Below are 21,217 nucleotides of genomic sequence, written 5' to 3' on the forward strand. Positions count from 1 at the left end.
GGGTTCCTCCGCTTCCTGCGAGTGTCGACTGAGGGTTGACACCAAGGTAGGAAGTGCCGGATACGAGCGACAAGGAAGGAGTATTGCGTGTCCACGCAGGAATCCTGCGTAGTTTCTTCGGCAGACGCAGGCTTGCTGCGCGTCGCAAGGTTTAGCGGGACGTCTGCTCGGGCGCCGGCTGGCTCGCGCCCGCCTCGGGGCTCTCGGGGAGCAGATGGGACAGCACCATCACGCTGATCGTCTTCCGGATGAACGGCTCGACGCGGATCCGCTCCAGCACCTCCTCGAAGTGCTCCACATCCCGCGCCCGCACATGCAGCAACGCGTCCGCGCCGCCCGTCACCGTCATCGCCGCGGTGATCTCCGGATGGTTGCGGACCACCTCCGCGAGCCGCCGCGGCGGGGCCGCGCCCTCGCAGTACACCTCGACGTACGCCTCCGTACGCCAGCCCAGCGCCGACGGCCTGACCGTGGCGGTGAACCCGGTGATCACGCCCGTGTCGCGCAGCCGGTCCACGCGCCGCTTCACCGCCGTCGCGGACAGTCCGACGCTCGTGCCGATCTCGGCGAAGCTCGTCCTGGCGTTCGCCATGAGGGCGGTGATGATCTTTCGGTCGAGTTCGTCGAAGGACGCCGCGCCGCTGTTCATGAGGGCACTGTAAGCGGCGCGATACCCAGCGCGAACGTCCGCCGGGAGGGCATGTCCAAGCGTGCGAATTACTCCTACACTCCGGGTTCATGCTGCGCGCCCTCGCTGTCGACGACGAACGACCCTCGCTGGAGGAACTGCTCTACCTCCTGAACGCCGACCCCCGCATCGGCAGCGCGGAGGGCGCGGGCGACGCGACCGAGGCGCTGCGCCGGATCAACCGCGCTCTCGAGTCGGGACCCGCCGGGCCCGAGGCGATCGACGTGGTCTTCCTCGACATCAACATGCCCGGCCTGGACGGGCTGGACCTGGCCCGGCTGCTGACCGGGTTCGCCAAGCCGCCGCTGGTCGTGTTCGTCACCGCCCACGAGGACTTCGCCGTGCAGGCCTTCGACCTCAAGGCCGTCGACTACGTCCTCAAGCCCGTCCGCAAGGAGCGACTGGCGGAGGCGGTCCGTCGCGCCGTCGAACTGCGCGCCGCCGAGCTCCGCGACGCCGCCGCCCCCCGCATACCCGTGAGCGAGCCCGACCCCGACCACATACCCGTCGAGCTCGGCGGCGTGACCCGCTTCGTCTCCGTCGACGACATCACCCACGTCGAGGCCCAGGGCGACTACGCCCGACTGCACACCGACAAGGGCAGCCACCTCGTCCGCATCCCCCTGTCGACCCTGGAGGAGCGCTGGCGCTCCCGCGGCTTCGTCCGCATCCACCGCCGTCATCTCGTCGCCCTGCGCCACATCGGCGAACTCCGGCTGGACGCCGGCACCGTCAGCGTGCTGGTCGGCACCGAGGAACTCCAGGTCAGCCGCCGGCACGCGCGCGAGCTGCGGGACCTGCTCATGAGGAGGCCGTGACGATGCCCAGCAACCCCGCCGACCGTCGTGTCGTCGTCACCGGCCCGCCCCGGCAGGCCCGCCGGGTCTCCGGCTACTACCGCCCGCGCACCGAGATCGACGAGCAGACCACCCTCGGCCACACCTACGTCCGCTCCCTGATGCGCACCCAACTGCGCACCGCACTCGTCGTGTTCGCCGTCCTCGGCCTGCTCGTCGGCCCGCTGCCCCTGCTGTTCGCCGCGATGCCGGCCTCCCGCCACCTGGAATGGGCGGTCCTCGGCTTCGGCCTCTACGCACCGCTGGTCCTGCTGGCCCGCTGGTTCGTGCGCCGCGCGGAGCGCAACGAACGGGACTTCGTACGGCTCGTCGAAGACCGCTGAGCCAGAGGAACCAACAGGGCCGTGAACTCCAGCTACGCCGTCCCCGCCGTCGCCCTCGTCGTCCTCGCGACCGTCCTCGTCGGCGCCTTCGGCCTGCGCATCTCGCGCACCACCTCCGACTTCTACGTCGCCTCCCGCACCGTCGGCCCCCGCCTCAACGCGGCCGCGATCAGCGGCGAGTACCTCTCCGCCGCCTCCTTCCTCGGCATCGCGGGCCTGGTCCTCGTACAGGGCCCGGACATGCTCTGGTACCCGGTCGGCTACACCGCCGGATACCTCGTCCTGCTGCTGTTCGTCGCGGCCCCGCTGCGCCGCTCCGGCGCCTACACCCTCCCCGACTTCGCCGAGGCCCGCCTGTCCTCCCCGGCGGTACGGCGGCTCGCGGGCGCCTTCGTCGTCGGCACCGGCTGGCTGTATCTGCTGCCCCAACTCCAGGGCGCCGGGCTGACGTTGACCGTGCTGACGGGCGCGCCCGACTGGCTCGGCGGAGTGATCGTCGCCGTCGTCGTGGTCGCCATCGTCGCCGCGGGCGGCATGCGCAGCATCACCTTCGTGCAGGCCTTCCAGTACTGGCTCAAACTCACCGCCCTGCTCGTCCCCGCCCTCTTCCTGATCCTCGCCTGGCAGGGTGACGGCGCCCCCCGCCACGCCTTCGACGAACCGACGACCTTCCGCGAACAGAGCGTCGTCCGCGTCGACGGCACCCTCAACCTCAAGCTGGACCGCCCCCTGACCGTCACCGTGAGCGGCACGATCGACGGCCGCAGCCACGACGAGAAGCAGCTCCGCCTCCCCGCCGGCACCCACCACATCGAGGGCGGCACCCGCCTGACCTTCGCCAAGGGCGCCGAGGTCCCCGAACCCGACCGCTCGGCCAACGGTGGCCTGTCCCCCTCGCAGGCCGAGAGCCGCGGCGAACGCCCGCTGTACGCCACGTACGGCCTGATCCTCGCCACCTTCCTCGGCACCATGGGCCTGCCGCACGTCGTCGTCCGCTTCTACACCAGCCCGCACGGCGTCGCCGCCCGCCGCACCACCGTCGCCGTGCTCGGCCTGATCGGCGCCTTCTACCTGCTGCCCCCGGTCTACGGCGCCCTCGGCCGCCTCTACGCCCCCGAACTCACCCTCGCCGGCGACGCGGACGCCGCAGCCCTCCTCCTGCCCGACCGCATGATCGGCGGCCTGGGCGGCGACCTGCTCGGCGCACTGGTCGCGGGCGGCGCCTTCGCCGCGTTCCTGTCCACGGCATCGGGCCTGACCATGGCCGTCGCGGGCGTCCTCGCCCAGGACGTGCTCCCGTCCCGGGGCGTACGGCACTTCCGGCTCGGCACGGTCCTCGCCATGGCCGTCCCGCTCGCCGCGAGCGCCCTGGTCGGCGGGCTCCCGGTCGCCGACGCGGTGGGCCTGGCCTTCGCGGTCTCCGCGTCGTCGTTCTGCCCGCTGCTCGTCCTCGGCATCTGGTGGCGGCGGCTCACCCCGCCCGGCGCGGCGGCCGGGATGCTGGTGGGCGGCGGCTCGGCGCTGCTCGCCGTCGCGGCGACGATGGCGGGCTTCCCCGGCTCCGGGGCGCTGCACGCGCTGCTGGCCTGGCCCGCGCTCTGGTCGGTGCCGCTGGGCTTCCTCACGATGATCCTGGTGTCCCTGGCCACCCCGGGCCGGGTGCCGGCCGGCACGGCGGCGATCCTGGCGCGGTTCCATCTGCCGGAGGAGCTGCGGGCGGAGGTGCAGGCATGAGGTATCTCGTCGCCGGACGGCGTGAGGCGGTGACGGCATGAGCGGATTCATCGCGGGCCTGTGCGTGGCGATCCTGCCGCTGCTCGCCGCCGGCTTCTGGCTCGGCCGGCGCACCACCCGCCCCGAGAACCTCGGCGACCTCGGCACCCCCGTCGAACACGCCACCTTCGAGACCCTGCACACCGCCTCCCTCGCCGCACCCCCGCTGCGGGCCGGCCTCACCGAGGAGACCGCTCGCAAGTCGGCCCGCAGGCTCCGCTCACTGCTCGGCACGGACGCGCTGTGCCTGACCGACCAGAAGGACGTGCTGGTCTGGGACGGGGTGGGCGGACATCACCGTACGCAGATCATGGAACTCCTCGCCGGCCCCCTGGAGTCGGGCCGCGGCGAGGCCTTCCCGCTCACCTGCGACACCCCCGACTGCCCGGTGCGCTGGGCGGTCGTCGCCCCGCTCACCGTCGACGACCGGGTCCACGGCGCGCTCGTCGCCTGCGCGCCCCGTGAGTCGGCGGTGCTCGCGCGGGCGGCCGGCGAGGTGGCCCGCTGGGTCTCCGTCCAGCTGGAACTGGCCGACCTCGACCAGTCCCGCACCCGTCTGATCGAGGCCGAGATCAAGGCCCTGCGCGCCCAGATCTCCCCGCACTTCATCTTCAACTCGCTCGCGGTGATCGCCAGCTTCGTCCGCACCGACCCCGAGCGCGCCCGCGAACTGCTCCTGGAATTCGCCGACTTCACCCGCTACTCGTTCCGCAGGCACGGCGACTTCACCACCCTCGCCGACGAACTCCACGCCATCGACCACTACTTGGCGCTGGTCCGGGCGCGCTTCGGCGACCGCCTGTCGGTCACCCTCCAGATCGCCCCGGAGGTGCTGCCGGTGGCCCTGCCCTTCCTCTGCCTCCAGCCGCTCGTCGAGAACGCCGTCAAGCACGGCCTGGAGGGCAAGGCCCACAAGTGCCGCATCCAGATCACCGCGCAGGACGCCGGCGCCGAAGCCCTCGTCGTGATCGAGGACGACGGCGCCGGAATGGACCCCGCCCTGCTGCGCCGCATCCTCGCCGGCGAGGTCAGCCCGTCGGGTGGCATCGGGCTGTCCAACGTCGACGACCGGCTCCGGCAGGTGTACGGCGACGACTACGGCCTCGTCATCGAGACCGCCCTGGGAGCGGGCATGAAAATCACCGCCCGGCTGCCGAAGTACCAGCCGGGCGTGCACTCCGCAGGACGGCTCACCCGGGAGTGAGACTCAGGTGCTGCGGCTGGCGACCATCCCCAGCGTGATCAGCCCCAGCACCACCCACCCGAACCACAGCCAGCCATTGCTCCCGAGCGCCACCGTGTAGGCCGTCACCACGACGAGTCCGCCGACGGTGAGCACCCCCATCGCTTTCGTAGAACCGTCCGTAGAACCGCTGGAACCGCTAGAACCGGGCATCGCGACACCCTCCTCATGGTTCGTCCCCCTCCATGGTGCCCCCGTTCTGCCTCCGGACGGTGCAGACGACGAAATGAGTGCCGTTCTTCCAGGACCCCTCGCTCGTCCAGGAGCCCGCCGTGTACACGGAAGGGTCGAAGCCGTACTCGCGTGGCGGCAGCTCCCGGGCGCACGCCGTGTCCGACTCGGTGCGCGCCTCGGTCAGCGTGACATCGGCGCCCAGTCGGGTGAATCCGAGCACCTGCTCGTCGTGCGGGCCCTCGCAGGAAACCAGGCGGGCCTCCCGGTGGGAGCGGACATCCAGACAGTCCCGCCGCTGCATGGTCGCCGTGTCGGCGAAGGCCGCCCCCGCCTTCCGATGCTCGCCCAGCGGCCCGTACACCGGCCCGTGCGCGCCCAGCACCAGACAGGCGGTGCGCCGCCCGGCCGCCTCGAACCCCGCCTGAGTCGGTACGACGGCGAAGCTGCGGACGTCCGCGAGCCGCCCGCGGATCTCCTCCGTGCGCTCCTCGCACGCCGCCGGCCCCTCCTCGCGCGCCTCGGCGGCGGACGCGGCCGGCACGAACGCCATCACCTGCCCGTCCGGTGCCTTCGCCCCGCAGCTGGGATCCACACTCAGCCGCGGCGTGCCCTGGAAGGGGGCCGTGCCGGGCCAGTCGGCGAGCACGCAGTCACCGCCCGTCAGCGGATCACCGAGCCCGACGGCGGCGCCGTACGGCCCCTGCGTCCCGCCGGTCTCGGGCTCCTGCGCCATGGCGTACCAGACCCCGGCCCCGGCGAGCGCCAGCCCGAGGAGTCCGGCGAGGACCGCGTGAAGGACGCGGGGGCGGGTACGACGCCGCGCACCGGGCCGGGCGACGAACACCTGCGGCTCGCCGGGCTGATCGGGCAGGGAGCCGAGGAGGCCCTGCGGGCCGCCGGGCTGCCCGGCCACGGAGGCCAGGCCATGCGGTCCCCCGGGGTGCCCGGCCGGGGGACGGAAACCCTGTCCGCCGCCGGGCCGATCCGACGTGGGCCCCGGCGGCCGTGCCGCGCCACCCCAGTGCGGCTGCGAACCGAGGTCGGTCTGGGTCCGCGCGTACGCGTCGACCTCCGGCGTGACGATCCGCGACAGCGCCTCCTCGGCCTCCGCCGCGGACATCCGCCGTTCCGGATCCTTCTCCAGCAGCGCCCCCAGGACGGGGCCCAGGGCGCCGGCCCGCGCGGCCGGCCGGGGCTCCTCCATGACCACTGCCGTGATCTCCGCCAGATGCGACTCGCGGTCGAAGGGAGCCCGGCCCTCGACGCCGTAGTACAGCGTGCAGCCCAGCGAGAACAGATCCGTGGCCGGCGTGGGCGCCCCGCCCGTGACCCGCTCCGGCGCCAGATAGCCCGACGTACCCACGAGCACCGACGCCAGCGTGTACCGCGTCTCCCCGGCGTCCGGCTGCACCGAGATGCCGTAGTCGGTGAGCAGCACCCGGCCGTACGGTGCCCCGCTGCGGTCCGGTGCCAGCAGGATGTTCGCCGGTTTCACGTCCCGGTGCATCACGCCCCGCTCGTGTCCGGCGGTCAGCGCGTCGAGTACGGCGAGCCCGACGCGGGCGCACTCCGCGGGCGCGAGCGGGCCGCGCTGTTCGATGAGGTCGCGCAGGTTGACGGCGCCGGCCACGTACTCCATGACGATCCACGGCAGCCCCTCGTGCTCCAGCACGTCGTGCACGGTCACCACATGCGGATGCCCGCGCAGCCCCGCCGCGTGCCGGGCCTCGGCGCGGGCGCGGGCCACCCGGGCCTCGCGCTCGTCGGCCTCGGCCGGGTCCCGGAACACGATCTCCTTGAGCGCGACCTCGCAGGCGAGTCTCTGGTCGTGGGCGAGCCAGACATGTCCCATACCGCCGCTGCCCAGCCGGTTCAGCAGCAGATAACGGCCGGCGATGACCCGGCCCACTCCCGACGTCGATGATCCTGAAGGCATCCCGTGACTCCCGGGTTCTGCGATCTGCGGGGGCGCTGTGTGGTTGCGTGCGGTTGCTATGCGTTCGTGGGCGAGGCGGGCTCGCCGGTGGACGGGGCGCCGGTCGCCGGATCGGTCGTGGCGGGCACGCTTGTCTCGGGCGGCGGGGCGCTGCTGGTGACCGGGGCGCCGGTCGGGGGCGAGATGGTGGTTTGCGGTGGTGAGCCGGTCACGGGCGGGGGCGGTGAGCCGGACGCGGGGTCCTTGGTCGACGGGGGCGGGGTGGAGGTGGGCGGCGGGTTCGAGGAGGGCGGGGCGGAGGACGGCGGTCCCGAGGACGGAGGCCCGCTGCCGGGTTCGGAGGACGAGGGTGGCGGCGTCGAGGTGGACGGCGAGGACGTGGACGGCGGCGGCGTCGAGGTCGACGGATCCTTCGGCGGCTGCGGCGGCGTCCCCGAGCCCGGGGGAGTGGACGTCCCACCGGACGAGTCACCGGAAGCGCTGCCCCCGGCCACGCTCAACTTCACGTACTCCCCGAACCGCAGCTCGGTCCCGGCCGGCGGATCCGACGCCGTGACCCGGGCGTCGTCCGGCGGCAGCCCCCCGCCGTCGTATGCGACCGCGAGCCCCTTGCCCGCCAGTTGCCGACTGGCCTGCCCGACCGTCGTCCCGGCGAGGTCGGGCACCGAGCGCCGCTCGCGCGTGTCGAAGGCGGTGTCGTCCTCGCCCGTGGTGCCGACGGGACGGTTGATGCCCCGGTCCGGTTCATGGACGTCGACGAGAGCGAGCCGCTCCACTTCCCGCTCGGCGGGCCGCACGGCCACCACGGACGCCTTTTCGTACCCCTTCCACTCCTCGTTGCGGTCGTCGAATTCGACCTTTATCCGGGTCGTGTCACCCTCGAAGGGCCGCAGCGGATTTCCGCACGAACACTTCACGGCGGGAAGACCTTCCGCATCGACGAGAATCGCGATTCCCGTCTGAAGCAGCGCGTTGAAGGGGGCGGCCTTGCCCTTTTTGTAGTCGTGGTTCTTCACGAGAGTGTCGTGACGCAGGAGTACGGGCGTGAGGCGATCCAGATAATCCGGAATCTCGTCGGTGGTGATCGAGAGCGCCGCTGCCCACGCCTGTGCCTTCCGCGCGTTGGCGGGAGCGGTGAGGAACCCCTTGAGCCGTACGACGTCACAGATCGTCGGCTGCTTGGAACCCCCGTACAGACCAGGAGTGTCGCCCTGCTGCAGACCGCCGTGCGCCGTCTGGGCCCTGACCTGCTGGTCCCGCCCCAGCCCCTGGCTCTCGTCGAAGAACGGCGCGAGCGACGGAACGCCCGAGGCCACCGCCCTCACCGCTGCCAACGGTGCGTCCCTGTCGCACCCACTGAGCACCAGAACGAAGACCAACAGGACGGTGATCTTCCGAATCGCCGATTTCCCGGCCCTGTGCATGAAAACGCGAAGCGCCATTACCGCTCCCCCCGGCGGTTCCCCCGACGCGCTTCATGCTACTGAAAGGCGACGCCCTTCGGTTTCCTCAGTTTCCGCGTGCGTTCAATGAGGCCAAATAGGCGTTGTACGCCTCGAGTTCCTTGTCGCCGTCCCGGTCGGCGGCCCGGTCCTGGCGCTTGGCCTGCCGCTGCTCCGAGCCGTACCACTGGAACAGCAGCGCGATCAGCACCAGCACGGACGGAATCTCACTGAACGCCCAGGCGATGCCACCGGCCGCGTTCTGGTCGGAGAGCGCTTCGATGCCCAGCGAGGCGGGCGGGTTCTTGAACGTCTCGACCATCGGCTCCGACGCCATCATCAACGCGATACCGAAGAACGCGTGGAACGGCATACCCGCGAACAACTCCAGCATCCGCAGCAGATACCCCGGCCGACGCGGACCGGGATCCACGCCGATGATCGGCCAGAAGAACACCACACCCACGGCGAGGAAGTGCACCATCATCGCGATGTGCCCCGTCTTGGATCCCATCAGGAAATCGAAGAGCGGGGTGAAGTACAGCGCGTAGAGGCTGGCGATGAACAGCGGAATCGTGAACGCCGGATGCGTGATGATCCGCATGTACCGGCTGTGCAGAAGGGCCAGCAACAACTCCCGCGGCCCCTTGCGCCCCCGCGCCGCCGGCGGCAGCGCCCGCAAGGCCAGCGTGATCGGGGCGCCGAGCAGGATCAGGATCGGCGACAGCATGCTGATCACCATGTGCTGCACCATGTGCACGCTGAACATGACCATGCCGTAGTCGTTCAGCCCGGTGCACATGACGAGCATCACGGACAGGACCCCGGCGACATACGAGACGGTCCGCCCGACGGACCACGAGTCCCCACGCCGCCGCAACCGCACGACCCCCCACGCATACAGCGCGAGCCCCACCAGGCAGGCGACGAGGAAGAACGGGTCGGCCGACCACTGAAGACCCCGCCCCAGCGTGAACGGCGGCAGATCCATCATCATGCCGTGCCCGCTGTGATCCATTCCGGCGGCTCCTGATTCGTGGGGGTTGTGCAAGTCTGTCCGCACACAGACTAGAACTGCCCCCGGCCGCAGCTGCGGCCGGGGGCAGGCTCTTCAGTTCTGTACGACTCGGTTCCGTACGACGTGATCTAGAGGACGCACTCGGCCTCTTCGTACCGCTCCACGGGAACCGTCTTCAGCGTCTCCACGGCCTCCGCGAGCGGCACCATCACGATATCCGTCCCCCGCAGCGCGGTCATGTGACCGAACTCGCCCCGGTGTACGGCCTCCACCGCATGCCACCCGAACCGAGTCGCCAGCACCCGGTCGTACGCGGTCGGCGTACCACCACGCTGCACATGCCCCAGGATCACCGGCCGTGCCTCCTTGCCCAGCCGCTGCTCCAACTCGATCGACAGCTGGCGCGCGATCCCGGCGAACCGCTCGTGGCCGTAGATGTCCTTGCCGCCCTCGTCGAAGTCCATGGAGCCGGGCCGCGGCTTCGCCCCCTCGGCCGCCACGACGATCGCGAAGCGCTTACCCGCCTCGAACCGCTCGCCGACCCGCTTCGCCAACTCCTCGATGTCGAAGGGGCGTTCCGGTACGACGATGGCGTGCGCGCCGGCCGCCATGCCGGAGTGCAGCGCGATCCAGCCGGTGTGCCGCCCCATGACCTCGACGACCAGTACCCGCTGGTGGGACTCGGCGGTGGTCTTGAGCCGGTCCAGGGCCTCGGTGGCCACACCGACGGCCGTGTCGAAACCGAAGGTGACGTCCGTGACCGCGATGTCGTTGTCGATGGTCTTCGGCACACCCACCACGGGCAGACCGCTGTCCGACATCAGCCGGGCCGCCTTCAGCGTGCCCTCACCGCCGATCGGGATGATCGCGTCGAGGCCGAGCTCCTCGACATGGCCCTTGGCCCGCTCCACACCGTCCCGCAGATGGGAGGGCTGGACCCGGGAGGAACCGAGGATCGTGCCGCCGCGGGCGAGGATGCCACCCACCGCGTCGAGGTCGAGCTTGAGGTAGTCGCACTCCAGGAGGCCTTTCCAGCCGTCCCGGAAGCCGATGACCTCGTCGCCGTGGTCGACGACGGCGCGGTGCACGACGGACCGGATGACGGCGTTCAGGCCGGGGCAGTCGCCGCCGGACGTGAGGACACCAATGCGCATAGCCCGAAATACCTTCTCCACGTGGGCCGGGACCGGACCACGCTGTCCGGCTCGAATCCCCGCCACCCTAGCGGCATCAGGGGGCGGGGCCGAAGCACGCGTCCGCCTGCTGGACGACCGCGCTCACCTGTGCGGACGGGCCGTCAGACGGGCTGCTCTCCACGGGCTGGACGGCAGGTCACGCAGGCTGCTGCGCGGCCGCGATGCGCTCGCCCCGCAGCGCCTCGTACCAGCGGTCGTCGGTCGGCGGCAGCGCGTTCACATCGAGCGCCAGCTTCAGCAGCAGGTCGGCGATCAGCGGGTTCCGCGCCAGCACCGGACCGTGCATGTACGTACCGAAGACGGTGTCGTTGTACGCCCCCTCCGTGCCGTCACCGGTTCCGTTGCCCTTGCCGAGACGGACCTGGGCGAAGGGACGGGCGGTCGGGCCGAGGTGGGTGACGCCCTGGTGGTTCTCGAAGCCGGTCAGCGGAGGCAGGCCGAGCCGCGGGTCGATGTCGGCGAGCACGTCACCGACGCACCGCTCGCCCTCGCCCCGCACCGACACCACGTCGATCAGTCCGAGGCCGGGCTCACGCTGACCGAGGTCGTTGATGAACTCGTGCCCGAGGATCTGGTAGCCGGCGCAGACGGAGAACACGATGGCGCCGTTCTCGACGGCCCGCTGCAGACCGCCGTCCCGGCGCAGCCGCTCGGCCGCCAGCCGCTGCGGACGGTCCTCGCCGCCGCCGATCAGGTAGATGTCGCCGGAGGTCGGGATCGGCTGGTCGCTGCGCACGTCGAGCCGGGCCACGTCGAGGCCGCGCTGCCGCGCCCGGCGCTCCACGACGAGCACGTTGCCCTGGTCGCCGTAGGTGCTGAGCAGGTCCGGGTAGATCCAGACGACCCGCAGTTGGTTGTCGCTCACTTAAGTCCCCTGAAGTCTCGTGCTCAGTTGCCGACGCGGCGGCGCAGGTCCTGGAACGCGGTGTAGTTGGCGATGACCTCGATCCGGCCGTGCGGGCTCATCTGCACGGCCTGGTCGAGGTTGTCGCAGACCTGGAACTGCTGGTTCGCGACCTCCAGGCGCACCGCGAGGTCGAGCTTGCGGTCGCCGATGACACAGATCGGGTGCCCGGTCAGCCGCGTGTAGTCGACGTCCCACAGCCAGGAGGTGTCGGTGCCGTCGGCACCGCGCGCGTTCACCGAGAGGATCACCGGGGTCGGCGGCGGGTCGATGAGGGAGAACGTCTCGAGCCAGCCGGCCGGGTTCTTGGCGAGCAACAGCCGCAGATCCCGCTCCTGGAACTGGACGACGTCGTAGCGCCCGGCGACGGCCTGCACCTGGTACATCCGCTCCAGGGCGACCTGCGGCGGCACCCCGAACACGGCGGCCACGGCGGCCGACGACGCCGCGTTGGCCTTGTTGGCGCGACCGGGCAGCTGCAGATGAATGGGCCAGGCGGAGCCGTGCGGGTCAAGGACGTGATCACCGGAGAGCGCCCAGCTCGGCGTAGGCCGCCGGAACCCGCACTCACCGCAGAACCAGTCGTCTCCCGGCCGCCGCATCACACCACCGCAGGACGGGCAGGACCAGGCGTCGTCCTTCCACATCTGCCCGGCCGCGACCCAGATCACATTCGGGGACGACGAGGCCGCCCACACGACGAGCGGATCGTCGGCGTTGGCGATGATCACGGCCTTCGAACCCGCGAGCCCCTCGCGCCAGTTCTCGGCGAGCATGCGGGTTCTCGGCGGCGCGGTCCAGCTGGTCACGGGAGAGGTTGAGCAGCGCGATGCACTTGGGGTCGGTGTCCCGGGCGACGCCGGCGAGGTACTTCTCGTCGACCTCGATGACGCCGTACCGCGCCTCCGAGTTGCCCGCGAGCGCCGAGGTGATACCGGCCGGCATGTTGGCGCCGAGCGCGTTGGACACGACCGGCCCGGCGGCCCGCAGGGCCTCAGCGATGAGCCGCGTCGTGGTGGTCTTGCCGTTGGTCGCCGAAACGAGGACCACGTCCAGGTTCTGCGCGAGCCGCGCGAGCAGGTCGGGGTCGAGCTTGAGCGCCACCCGGCCGCCGATCACCGAACCACTGCCGCGCCCTGCGGCGCGCGATGCCGCCGCGACCGCCTTGCCCGCGGTCACGGCGAGCTTGGCCCGCGGCGTGAGCGGGTCCGAGTTGCCTGCCATCAGTTCTCGATCCTCCTTGCGTACGCGCCGCGCCTGAAGCCCTACGGCAACGTGGTGGTGGTCAGCCTATCGAGATCCATTCGCACTCCCGAATCGCCGTACCCTTGCGGCCATGCGAAACGCCTCCATTCCGGGCGCGCACGGGCGCGTCCGTCCCCTCACCCTGCTCGGCGACCCGGTGCTGCACGCACCCTGCGAGGAGGTCACCGACTTCGGCCCCGAATTGGGGACGCTGGTGGAGGACTTGTTCGCGACGATGTACGCGGCGCAGGGCGTGGGCCTCGCGGCGAACCAGGTGGGGGAGTCGCTGCGGGTGTTCGTGTACGACTGCCCGGACGACGAGGACGTACGACACCTGGGGCACGTGGTGAACCCGCGCTTGGTGGAGACGGACGGGGTGGTGATCCGGGGTCCGGAGGGCTGCCTGTCCCTGCCGGGGCTGGAGGCGGGTACCGAGCGCTACGACCACGCGGTGGTCGAGGGTTTCACGATGACGGGGGAGCCGGTGACGATTCACGGCACGGGGTTCTTCGCGCGTTGCCTCCAGCACGAGTGCGACCATCTGGAGGGCCGGGTCTACGTCGATCACGTCACGGGGTGGCGAAAGCGACGGGTGCTGCGGCAGGCCGCGCGAGCGCCGTGGGGGCGTTGAGTCGCGCGGCTGCGGGTCGCGTGTGGCTGGTCGCGCAGTTCCCCGCGCCCCTCGGGACGCTTCAGAACCCGGGGCCACCCATTTTGTCGCCCGCCGCTGCCAGCCTTCCCCACAACAGGTCGGCCAGGCTGCGCACCAACTCCGCACGCGAGCAAGGGCGTTCCCCCAACCACCAGTCCCCGGCGGCATGCATCATCCCGACAATCCCATGCCCCCACACCCGAGCCAGCTGCTGACTACCGGGCCCGAGATCCAACCGCTCCTCGATGACGGTGGCCAGTTCCTCGCCCATCCTGCGGAGCAACGGCGCACTGTGCTTGCCGACGTCGAAGCCCGGGTCGCCCGGCTGGCCGCCCTCCGCCGGATGCATCAGGAACCGGTACACCTGAGGCCGCGCCTCAATGGCGGCGAGGTACGTGTCCAACGTGGCCTCAACGCGCTCACGCCGATCGGCAGGGGCGTCCAGCGCCGCCCGCAGGGAGTCCAGCAGGGCATCCGTATGACGCTTGGCCAACGCCGCGTAAAGTCCACCCTTGTCGCCGAAGTGCCGATACAGAATCGGCTTCGTAATGCCCGCCTCCGCCGCGATCGCGTTCATCGAGGCCTGTGGGCCGTCGCGCAGCACCACCCGGTCGGCGGCCTCCAGCAGCTCGCGCCGACGGCGGTCGGCGGACCGCTGCTGTTCGGTCCGCTGTGTGGTGTCCATGAACTCTCCCCCTGAATCGGTGACGCCTGCGCAAACTAACACTCAGCCTGCCTCCATCATCGAACGGGCTGCCGATCGGGCGGCACGGGTTGACTTTCACTACTCATGAGTAACAAACTAGGGTTACCGCAAGTAACAAGCATCAAGCACGCACGTACGCCGCTGGAGGGGACATGGCCGAGTTCACCATGGAGCTCAACGACGAGCAGAAGGAGGTCCGGGACTGGCTGCACGGCTTCGCCGCCGATGTGATCCGCCCCGCGGCCGCCGACTGGGACGAGCGTGAGGAGACTCCCTGGCCGGTCATCCAGGAGGCCGCGAAGGTCGGCATCTACTCGCTCGACTTCTACGCCCAGCAGTACTTCGACTCCACCGGTCTCGGCATCCCCATGGCGATGGAGGAGCTCTTCTGGGGTGACGCGGGCATCGCCCTGTCGATCGTCGGCACCGGTCTCGCGGCCGTCGGCGTCCTGGCCAACGGCACCGAGGAGCAGATCGGCACCTGGGTGCCCCAGATGTACGGCGACGCCAACGATGTCAAGCTCGCCGCGTTCTGCTCCTCCGAGCCCGACGCCGGCTCCGACGTGGCCTCGATGCGGACACGTGCCGTGTACGACGAGGCCAAGGACGAGTGGGTGATCAACGGCACGAAGACCTGGGCGACCAACGGCGGCATCGCCAACGTCCACGTGGTCGTCGCGGTCGTCGACCCGGAGCTCGGCTCCAAGGGGCACGCGTCCTTCATCGTCCCGCCGAACACGCCGGGGCTGGCCCAGGGCCAGAAGTTCAAGAAGCACGGCATCCGCGCCTCGCACACCGCCGAGGTCATCCTGGACAACGTGCGGGTGCCGGGCTCCTGTCTGCTGGGCGGCAAGGAGAAGCTGGACGAGCGCCTGGCGCGGGCTCGGGAGCGCGCCAAGGCGGGCGGTGAGCGGGTGAAGAACGCGGCGATGGCCACGTTCGAGGCCTCGCGGCCGGCGGTGGGTGCGATGGCCGTCGGTACGGCCCGTGCCGCGTACGAAGTCGCCCTCGACTATGCGATGACGCGTGAGCAGTTCGGGCGGCCGATCATCGACAACCAGGGTGTGGCCTTCCAGCTGGCCGACATGCGGACGCAGATCGACGCGGCGCGGCTGCTGGTGTGGCGTGCGTCCTGGATGGCGATCAACGGGAAGCCCTTCACGGCGGCCGAGGGGTCGATGTCGAAGCTGTTCGCGAGCGAGACGGCGAAGAAGGTCACGGCTCAGGCGATACAGATCCTCGGGGGCAACGGCTACACCCGGGAGTACCCGGTGGAGCGGATGCACCGTGATGCCGCGATCTACACGATCTTCGAGGGTACGAGTGAGATTCAGCGGCTGGTGATCGCCCGTACGTTGTCGGGGATGTCGATTCGGTAGCGCTGTAGGGGTCGCTGCGCGATGCGGGCTGCGGCTGGTTCGTGGCTGGTCGCGCAGTTCCCCGCACACCTAAAGGGTTGTCCGCAGCCGGCAAGGCACCGAAACCCTATGGCGTAGTCCCGCTGCTGTGCGCGATGCACGCCACGTCAATGCGGTCCGCGAGCTTCGCCAGCTCGATGGTCAGCGCAGCCACCGTGTCCTCGTCGAGCCCGTCCTCCCCGGCCTCGACAAGGTGCAGCCACCGACCACCCACGGTCCGCAGCAGCTTGCTCACATCGGCGGCAGCCACCTGCAAGGTCCCGTGGGCGTCAACGATCAGCGGCAGAGTAACTTCGCGGTTCACACCCGGGATCGTAGCTCCGCAGCGTTCACGCACCGTGCCAAACGGTAGTGATGTTGCAGAACTCCCGGATTCCGTGCCCGGACAGCTCACGCCCGTACCCGGACCGCTTCACGCCGCCGAACGGGAACGCCGGATGGGACGCCGTCATCCCGTTGACGTACACGCTCCCGGCCTCCAGATCGCGTACGAACCGGTCGACCTCGGCCTCGTCGCGCGTCCACACGTTCGAACTCAGCCCGAAGGGCGAGTCGTTGGCGATCAGCACCGCCTCGTCGAGGTCGCCCGCCCGGTACAGCGTGGCGACCGGACCGAACGCCTCCTCCCGGTGGATCCGCATCTCACGGGTGATGCCGGCGAGGACGGTGGGCGCGTAGTACCAGCCCGGTAGTTCGGGCCGGCGGAGCTGGTGACCGCCGCACAGCACGGCCGCTCCACTGCGCCGGGCGTCGTCGACGAGTTCCGCCAGATCGGCTCGCCCCTTCTCGGTCGACAGCGGGCCGACCTCCGTCTCCTCCCGCATCGGGTCGCCGACCACCAGCGCCTTCATGCCCTCGACGAACCGTTCGGCGAAGGCGTCGTAGACGTCCCTGTGCACGATGAACCGCTTGGCGGCGATGCACGACTGCCCGGTGTTCTGCACGCGCGCGGTCACCGCGGTCTGCGCGGCCCGGTCGAGGTCGGCCGACGGCATGACGACGTACGGGTCGCTGCCGCCCAGTTCCAGCACCGTCTTCTTGACCATCTCCCCGGCGGTGGCGGCGACCGCGCGGCCGGCCGGCTCGCTGCCGGTCAGTGTGGCCGCCTTGACGCGGTCGTCGCGCAGGACGTCGTCGACCTGTCCGGAGCCGATGAGCAGGGTCTGGAAGCAGCCCTCCGTGTAGCCCGCCCGGTGGAACAGGTCCTCCAGGTAGAGGGCGGTCTGGGGGACGTTCGAGGCGTGCTTGAGGAGGCCGACGTTGCCCGCCATCAGCGCCGGGGCGGCGAAGCGGATCACCTGCCAGAGGGGGAAGTTCCACGGCATCACCGCGAGCACCGGGCCCAGCGGGCGATAGCGCACCCGCACCCGGGAGGCGCCCGAGTCCTTGACGTCGGACTCGGCCGGCTCCTCGTCGGCGAGCAGGTCCTCGGCGTGGTCGGCGTACCAGCGCATCGCCTTGGCGCACTTGGCGACCTCCGCGCGCGCCTGCTTGATGGGCTTGCCCATCTCGGTGGTCATCACCCGGGCGATGTCCTGCTGGTCGCCTTCCAGGAGGTTCGCGGCCTGGACCAGCAGACGCCCGCGGTCGACGAAGCTCGTCATCCGGTACGTGCGGAACGTGGCCTCGGCGAGCTGGAGCCTGCGCTCGATCTCCTCGGCACTCATGGCCTCGTACGTCTTGAGCGTCTCGCCGTTCGCCGGGTTCACCGTTGCGATGGGCATGACCGACCTCCTGGGAGCGGGCTGATGCTTCGACCTTCGCGCGCGGCGGGGGGTACCGCAACGCGTGTACGGCCGCTCAGGCCGAGTGCTCCGCCAGCCGGTCGAGAAACGTGGCCTGGGCCTTGACGATCACCTCGCGCGCCCGGTCGACGCCCAGCCACTCCACCCGGTCCAGCTCCGGGAACTCCCGTGTCTGTCCCGAGCGCGGCGGCCACTCCATCACGAAGGTGCCGGGGACGACCGTCGCCGGGTCGAGGTCGGCCTCCACCGCCCACACCGTGACGATCTTGCCGCCTGTCTGTCTGACCTCGCCGAGCGGTACGGCCTCCCCGTCGGGCGGCGCCAGCCCCAGCTCCTCCTGGAACTCGCGGCGGGCCGCCTCCCAGGCGGGCTCGTCGGGGTCGTACTCGCCCTTCGGTACCGTCCACGCCCCGGCGTCGCGCTTGGCGAAGAACGGGCCGCCCATATGGCCGAGCAACACCTCCAGGCCGTTGTCGGTGTGGCGGAAGAGGAGCAGGCCGGCGCTGTGCTTCCCGCGGGACGAGGTCACGGCTTCACCCCCGCGGTCACGGCTTCGCCTCGGGATGGGCGGCGAGCAGGGTCTCGACCGTGTCGGCCTCCTCCGGCCGCTTGTCCTCGCGGTAGCGGACCACGCGTGCGAAGCGGAGGGTGACGCCGGCCGGGTAGCGGGTGGAGCGCTGCAGGCCGTCGTAGGCGATCTCGACGACGAGTTCCGGGCGTACGGTCACGCCCCATCCCTTGTGCTCGACCGCCAGCTCCTGGAGCCGCTCGGTCTGCCAGGTCAGCATCGCGTCGGTCATGCCCTTGAAGGTCTTGCCGAGCATGGCGAAACCTCCGTCCGCCGTGCGGGCCCCCAGGTGGAGGTTGGAGAGCTTGCCGGTTCTGCGGCCGTGGCCCCATTCGGCGGCCAGCACCACCAGGTCGAGGGTGTGGACGGGCTTGACCTTCAGCCAGGAGGCGCCGCGTCGGCCCGCGCTGTACGGGGCGTTCAGGGCCTTGACGACCACGCCCTCGTGGCCGCGGCTCAGGGTCTCGGCGAGGAAGTCCTCGGCCTGCGCGAGGTCCTCGGGGCCGGACACCAGCGTGCGGCGCACCCGCATCGGCTCCGGGACCAGCCGGGCCAGTTCCGTGTGCCGCTCGGTGAACGGCAGGTCGAGCAGGTCGTGCTCATCGACGGACAGGGCGTCGAAGAAGACGGGGGAGACGGGGACCTCCTTCGCCGCCGTCGCCACGTCCACACGGGAGCCGACGCGGCCGGCGGTCTCCTGGAAGGAGCGGGGGCGGCCCGCGTCGTCGAAGGCGATGACCTCGCCGTCCAGGATGAAGCGCTCGCCTCTCAACTCCAGGGCGGTGGCTGTGAGTTCGGGGAGGCGGTCGGTGATGTCGTCGAGGGTGCGGGTGTAGATCCGTACCGTGTCGCCGTCGCGGTGGACCTGCACACGGATGCCGTCCAGCTTCTCCTCGACCGCGCAGGCGCCGAGCTTGTCGACCGCCTCGGCCACCGCGGAGGCGGTGTGCGCCAGCATCGGCAGGACCGGGCGGCCGACGGTGAGCCGGAAGCGGGCGAGGGCGGCGGGGCCCTCGGAGAGCAGGGCCTGCGCCACCGTCTGGAGCGACCCGGCGAGCATCACCGCCCGCCGGACATCCGCCGACGGTGCGTCGGTCGCCTGGGCCAGGCCCTCCACCGCCACGGCGTCCAGGGCTCCCTGCCGCACCTCGCCGGTGATCAGCCCGAGCAGGAAACGCTGCTCGTCCTCCGTGGCCGTACCCATCAACTCACCTACCAGCCGGGCCCGTTCGGCCTGCGATCCGGTGCCGGAGACCTTGCCGAGCTCGGTCAGCCGCGCGTCCACCTCGCGCACGGTGAGAGTGGGCTCGGCGGCCGGGGCGGCGGGGCGGCTCAGCACCTTCCAGCCGATGCCGAGCCGCCCCTGCGGCAGCCGTCCCGCCAGATACGGGATGACGATCGGCACGTCGTCCGCCTCGGCGTCCCGGAAGAGCTCCGCCAGCAGAGCGATCTTCCGGGACCGCGCCGAGGTCGCGGCGACGTCCTGGGACACCTGGGCTAGACGGGTCAGCAGCATGCAGCCCATGGTGCGACGCGCTCCGCTGGATTACACGCCGACGAACCGCTCCGCGGGTAGCGCCGAGATTGGCCGTCGATCGTCTGCCGGCCCGTCGTGGCTGGTCGCGCCCACGCGGCGGAGCCGCATATCGACACAGCCCCGCGCCCCTCAGGGCGTTGCGTCGAGGTCGGCAAAAAGCAGCTCCCCGTTGATGTAGGCCCCCGCTCGGTAGCCGCCCGCCGCCGCGTTGATGACCTGCTCCGAGAAGCCCATCGCGTTGCCGACCGCCCAGACGCCCGGCACGGAGGTGAGCCCGGTCGGGTCGACCACCGGGTAGGCGCCGAAGGGGGTCTCCTGGAGCTCGGCGCCGAGCTTTTCCAACAGCCCGGTCTGCGGTACCGCGCGCGGTGCGACGAACAGCACCTCACGCGCGTGCGTCGCACCGTCCGCCAGCCGCACCCCGGTGAGCCGGTCGCCCTCGACGACCAGCCCGGTGACCTCGCCCGGCACCACCTTGACTCCGGCCGCGGCCAGTCTGCGCAGGTCGTCGTCCGAGAACTCCTCGTCGGCGACCTCATGCGGGAAGAACGTCACGTCCTTCGACCACTGCGACACCATGAGCGCCTGGTGCACGCTCATCGGCGTGCTCGCCAGCACGCCGAAGGCCTGGTCGCGGACCTCCCAGCCGTGGCAGTACGGGCAGTGGAGCACATCCTTGCCGAAGCGCTCGGCGACGCCGGGGACGTCCGGCAGCTCGTCCTCGATGCCGGTGGCGATGACGAGCCGTCGGGCGTGCACGTGCCGGCCGCCGGCCAGCGCGACGGCGAAGCCCTCGCCGCGCTGGACGTGCACCACCCGGTCCCGGACCAGCTCGACGCCGTACCGCGCGATCTCCTCGCGCCCGACGGCCAGGAACTCGGCGGGCGGTATGCCGTCCCGGGACAGATAGCCCTGCATATGGGCGGCGGGCGCGTTGCGTGGCTCGCCGGCGTCGACGACCAGGGTGCGGCGCCGGGCGCGGCCCAGGACGAGCGCGGCGGACAGGCCGGCCGCGCCGCCTCCGACGACTACGACTTCGTACTGCTCGGTGTGCTTCCCGGTGTGCCTCTCGGTCATGGTGACCACCTCCACGACGACGGTCGCTCCGGAGGCGCGGGATTGACAAACGTCTTTGCCGATTCTGCAATAAGGTCATGAGCACCGACGACGTTCTCGCCGAAGTGGGGCCGCGGCTCAGGAGGCTGCGCAAGGATCGGGAGGTGACCCTCGCGGCGCTGTCCGAGACGACCGGGATCTCCGTGAGCACCCTGTCCCGGCTGGAGTCCGGCCTGCGCAAGCCCAGCCTGGAACTGCTGCTGCCGATCGCGCAGGCCCACCAGGTGCCGCTGGACGAGCTGGTCGGGACGCCGCCGGTGGGGGACCCGCGGGTGCGGGCCAAGCCCCTGGAGCGGCACGGGCGCACCTACTGGCCGCTCACCCGGCAGCCCGGCGGCCTCCAGGCCTTCAAGGTGCTGGTACCGGAGCGCAGGGAAGAGCCCGAGCCCCGTACCCATGAGGGCTACGAGTGGTTGTACGTGCTGTCCGGGCGGCTGCGGGTCGTGCTGGGCGAGCACGACGTGGTGCTCACGGCGGGAGAGGCGGCGGAGTTCGACACGCGGGTGCCGCACTGGTTCGGGTCGACGGGGGAGGGGCCGGCGGAGTTCCTGAGTCTGTTCGGGCCGCAGGGGGAGCGGATGCATGTACGGGCGAAGCCCCGGCGCTCGTGAGCCACGGCGTTCGTGAGCCCGTCGCGGTCGTGATGCCCGCTACTGTTCCGCGGCCGGCTGTTCCC

Annotated in this window: 20 protein-coding genes and 1 pseudogene; 7 read left to right on the plus strand and 14 right to left on the minus strand. The window is 71.0% G+C overall.

Going from position 1 to position 21,217, the window contains the following annotated elements:
• Window positions 1-151: 151 nt before the first annotated feature.
• Window positions 152-649 carry an Lrp/AsnC family transcriptional regulator gene (locus tag QQM39_RS40735; RefSeq protein WP_302002606.1) on the minus strand — a complete coding sequence of 166 codons (498 nt, stop codon included), beginning with the start codon at window positions 647-649 and terminating at the stop codon, window positions 152-154.
• Between the two features lie 89 nt (window positions 650-738).
• On the opposite strand from QQM39_RS40735, the gene QQM39_RS40740 reads away from it, so the two are divergent.
• Genes QQM39_RS40740 through QQM39_RS40755 form a run of 4 tightly spaced genes read left to right on the plus strand, consistent with a single transcriptional unit; the run spans window position 739 to window position 4,845 of the window.
• On the plus strand, window positions 739-1,506 hold the full coding sequence (locus tag QQM39_RS40740; RefSeq protein WP_302002607.1) for a LytTR family DNA-binding domain-containing protein: 768 nt from the start codon (window positions 739-741) through the stop codon (window positions 1,504-1,506).
• A 2-nt stretch (window positions 1,507-1,508) separates the two neighbouring features.
• Complete coding sequence (locus QQM39_RS40745) at window positions 1,509-1,868, plus strand: hypothetical protein (RefSeq protein WP_302002608.1); 360 nt, start codon at window positions 1,509-1,511, stop codon at window positions 1,866-1,868.
• Between the two features lie 21 nt (window positions 1,869-1,889).
• Window positions 1,890-3,602, plus strand: a complete 1,713-nt coding sequence (locus QQM39_RS40750; RefSeq protein WP_302002609.1) for a cation acetate symporter — start codon at window positions 1,890-1,892, stop codon at window positions 3,600-3,602.
• A gap of 37 nt (window positions 3,603-3,639) precedes the next feature.
• Entirely contained in the window at window positions 3,640-4,845 is a 1,206-nt protein-coding gene (locus QQM39_RS40755; protein ID WP_302002610.1) for a sensor histidine kinase, read from the plus strand.
• 3 nt (window positions 4,846-4,848) lie between these two features.
• Here the strand turns inward: QQM39_RS40755 and QQM39_RS40760 are convergent, their stop codons facing one another.
• The 7 genes and pseudogenes from QQM39_RS40760 to QQM39_RS40790 all read right to left on the minus strand — a co-directional run bounded on the left by QQM39_RS40760 (window position 4,849) and on the right by QQM39_RS40790 (window position 12,778).
• Window positions 4,849-5,037: a hypothetical protein gene (locus tag QQM39_RS40760; RefSeq protein ID WP_128430451.1), complete on the minus strand. Its 189-nt coding sequence runs from the start codon at window positions 5,035-5,037 to the stop codon at window positions 4,849-4,851.
• A 13-nt stretch (window positions 5,038-5,050) separates the two neighbouring features.
• Entirely contained in the window at window positions 5,051-6,994 is a 1,944-nt protein-coding gene (locus QQM39_RS40765; protein ID WP_302002612.1) for a serine/threonine-protein kinase, read from the minus strand.
• A gap of 56 nt (window positions 6,995-7,050) precedes the next feature.
• Complete coding sequence (locus tag QQM39_RS40770) at window positions 7,051-8,436, minus strand: PASTA domain-containing protein (RefSeq protein ID WP_302002613.1); 1,386 nt, start codon at window positions 8,434-8,436, stop codon at window positions 7,051-7,053.
• Between the two features lie 67 nt (window positions 8,437-8,503).
• Window positions 8,504-9,454, minus strand: coding sequence for a cytochrome c oxidase assembly protein (locus QQM39_RS40775; protein WP_302002614.1), 951 nt, complete (start codon window positions 9,452-9,454; stop codon window positions 8,504-8,506).
• A 128-nt stretch (window positions 9,455-9,582) separates the two neighbouring features.
• Window positions 9,583-10,608, minus strand: a complete 1,026-nt coding sequence (locus QQM39_RS40780; RefSeq protein ID WP_302002615.1) for a 6-phosphofructokinase — start codon at window positions 10,606-10,608, stop codon at window positions 9,583-9,585.
• A 178-nt stretch (window positions 10,609-10,786) separates the two neighbouring features.
• Complete coding sequence (locus QQM39_RS40785) at window positions 10,787-11,515, minus strand: type 1 glutamine amidotransferase (protein ID WP_302002616.1); 729 nt, start codon at window positions 11,513-11,515, stop codon at window positions 10,787-10,789.
• 23 nt (window positions 11,516-11,538) lie between these two features.
• Window positions 11,539-12,778 (minus strand): annotated as a pseudogene (locus tag QQM39_RS40790) (MurT ligase domain-containing protein).
• A 112-nt stretch (window positions 12,779-12,890) separates the two neighbouring features.
• Here QQM39_RS40790 and def point away from each other — a divergent pair.
• Window positions 12,891-13,430: a peptide deformylase gene (gene def, locus QQM39_RS40795; protein WP_302002617.1), complete on the plus strand. Its 540-nt coding sequence runs from the start codon at window positions 12,891-12,893 to the stop codon at window positions 13,428-13,430.
• 61 nt (window positions 13,431-13,491) lie between these two features.
• Here the strand turns inward: def and QQM39_RS40800 are convergent, their stop codons facing one another.
• On the minus strand, window positions 13,492-14,136 hold the full coding sequence (locus tag QQM39_RS40800; protein WP_302002618.1) for a TetR family transcriptional regulator: 645 nt from the start codon (window positions 14,134-14,136) through the stop codon (window positions 13,492-13,494).
• 173 nt (window positions 14,137-14,309) lie between these two features.
• On the opposite strand from QQM39_RS40800, the gene QQM39_RS40805 reads away from it, so the two are divergent.
• A complete protein-coding gene (locus QQM39_RS40805) occupies window positions 14,310-15,536 on the plus strand; it encodes an acyl-CoA dehydrogenase family protein (protein WP_302002619.1) in 1,227 nt (408 codons plus the stop codon).
• 106 nt (window positions 15,537-15,642) lie between these two features.
• Here the strand turns inward: QQM39_RS40805 and QQM39_RS40810 are convergent, their stop codons facing one another.
• The 5 genes from QQM39_RS40810 to QQM39_RS40830 all read right to left on the minus strand — a co-directional run bounded on the left by QQM39_RS40810 (window position 15,643) and on the right by QQM39_RS40830 (window position 20,502).
• Window positions 15,643-15,879, minus strand: coding sequence for a DUF6213 family protein (locus QQM39_RS40810; protein ID WP_062697809.1), 237 nt, complete (start codon window positions 15,877-15,879; stop codon window positions 15,643-15,645).
• A gap of 25 nt (window positions 15,880-15,904) precedes the next feature.
• Window positions 15,905-17,299, minus strand: a complete 1,395-nt coding sequence (locus tag QQM39_RS40815; protein WP_302002620.1) for an NADP-dependent succinic semialdehyde dehydrogenase — start codon at window positions 17,297-17,299, stop codon at window positions 15,905-15,907.
• Window positions 17,300-17,375: 76 nt separating this feature from the next.
• Window positions 17,376-17,849, minus strand: coding sequence for an NUDIX domain-containing protein (locus tag QQM39_RS40820; RefSeq protein ID WP_302002621.1), 474 nt, complete (start codon window positions 17,847-17,849; stop codon window positions 17,376-17,378).
• Window positions 17,850-17,865: 16 nt separating this feature from the next.
• Window positions 17,866-19,404, minus strand: a complete 1,539-nt coding sequence (locus QQM39_RS40825) for an ATP-dependent DNA ligase (RefSeq protein WP_302002622.1) — start codon at window positions 19,402-19,404, stop codon at window positions 17,866-17,868.
• A 150-nt stretch (window positions 19,405-19,554) separates the two neighbouring features.
• Window positions 19,555-20,502: an NAD(P)/FAD-dependent oxidoreductase gene (locus QQM39_RS40830; protein ID WP_302002623.1), complete on the minus strand. Its 948-nt coding sequence runs from the start codon at window positions 20,500-20,502 to the stop codon at window positions 19,555-19,557.
• A 77-nt stretch (window positions 20,503-20,579) separates the two neighbouring features.
• On the opposite strand from QQM39_RS40830, the gene QQM39_RS40835 reads away from it, so the two are divergent.
• Window positions 20,580-21,152: a helix-turn-helix domain-containing protein gene (locus tag QQM39_RS40835; protein WP_302002624.1), complete on the plus strand. Its 573-nt coding sequence runs from the start codon at window positions 20,580-20,582 to the stop codon at window positions 21,150-21,152.
• Window positions 21,153-21,217: the final 65 nt, after the last annotated feature.

The organism is Streptomyces sp. DT2A-34, from assembly GCF_030499515.1.
GTDB lineage: Bacteria > Actinomycetota > Actinomycetes > Streptomycetales > Streptomycetaceae > Streptomyces.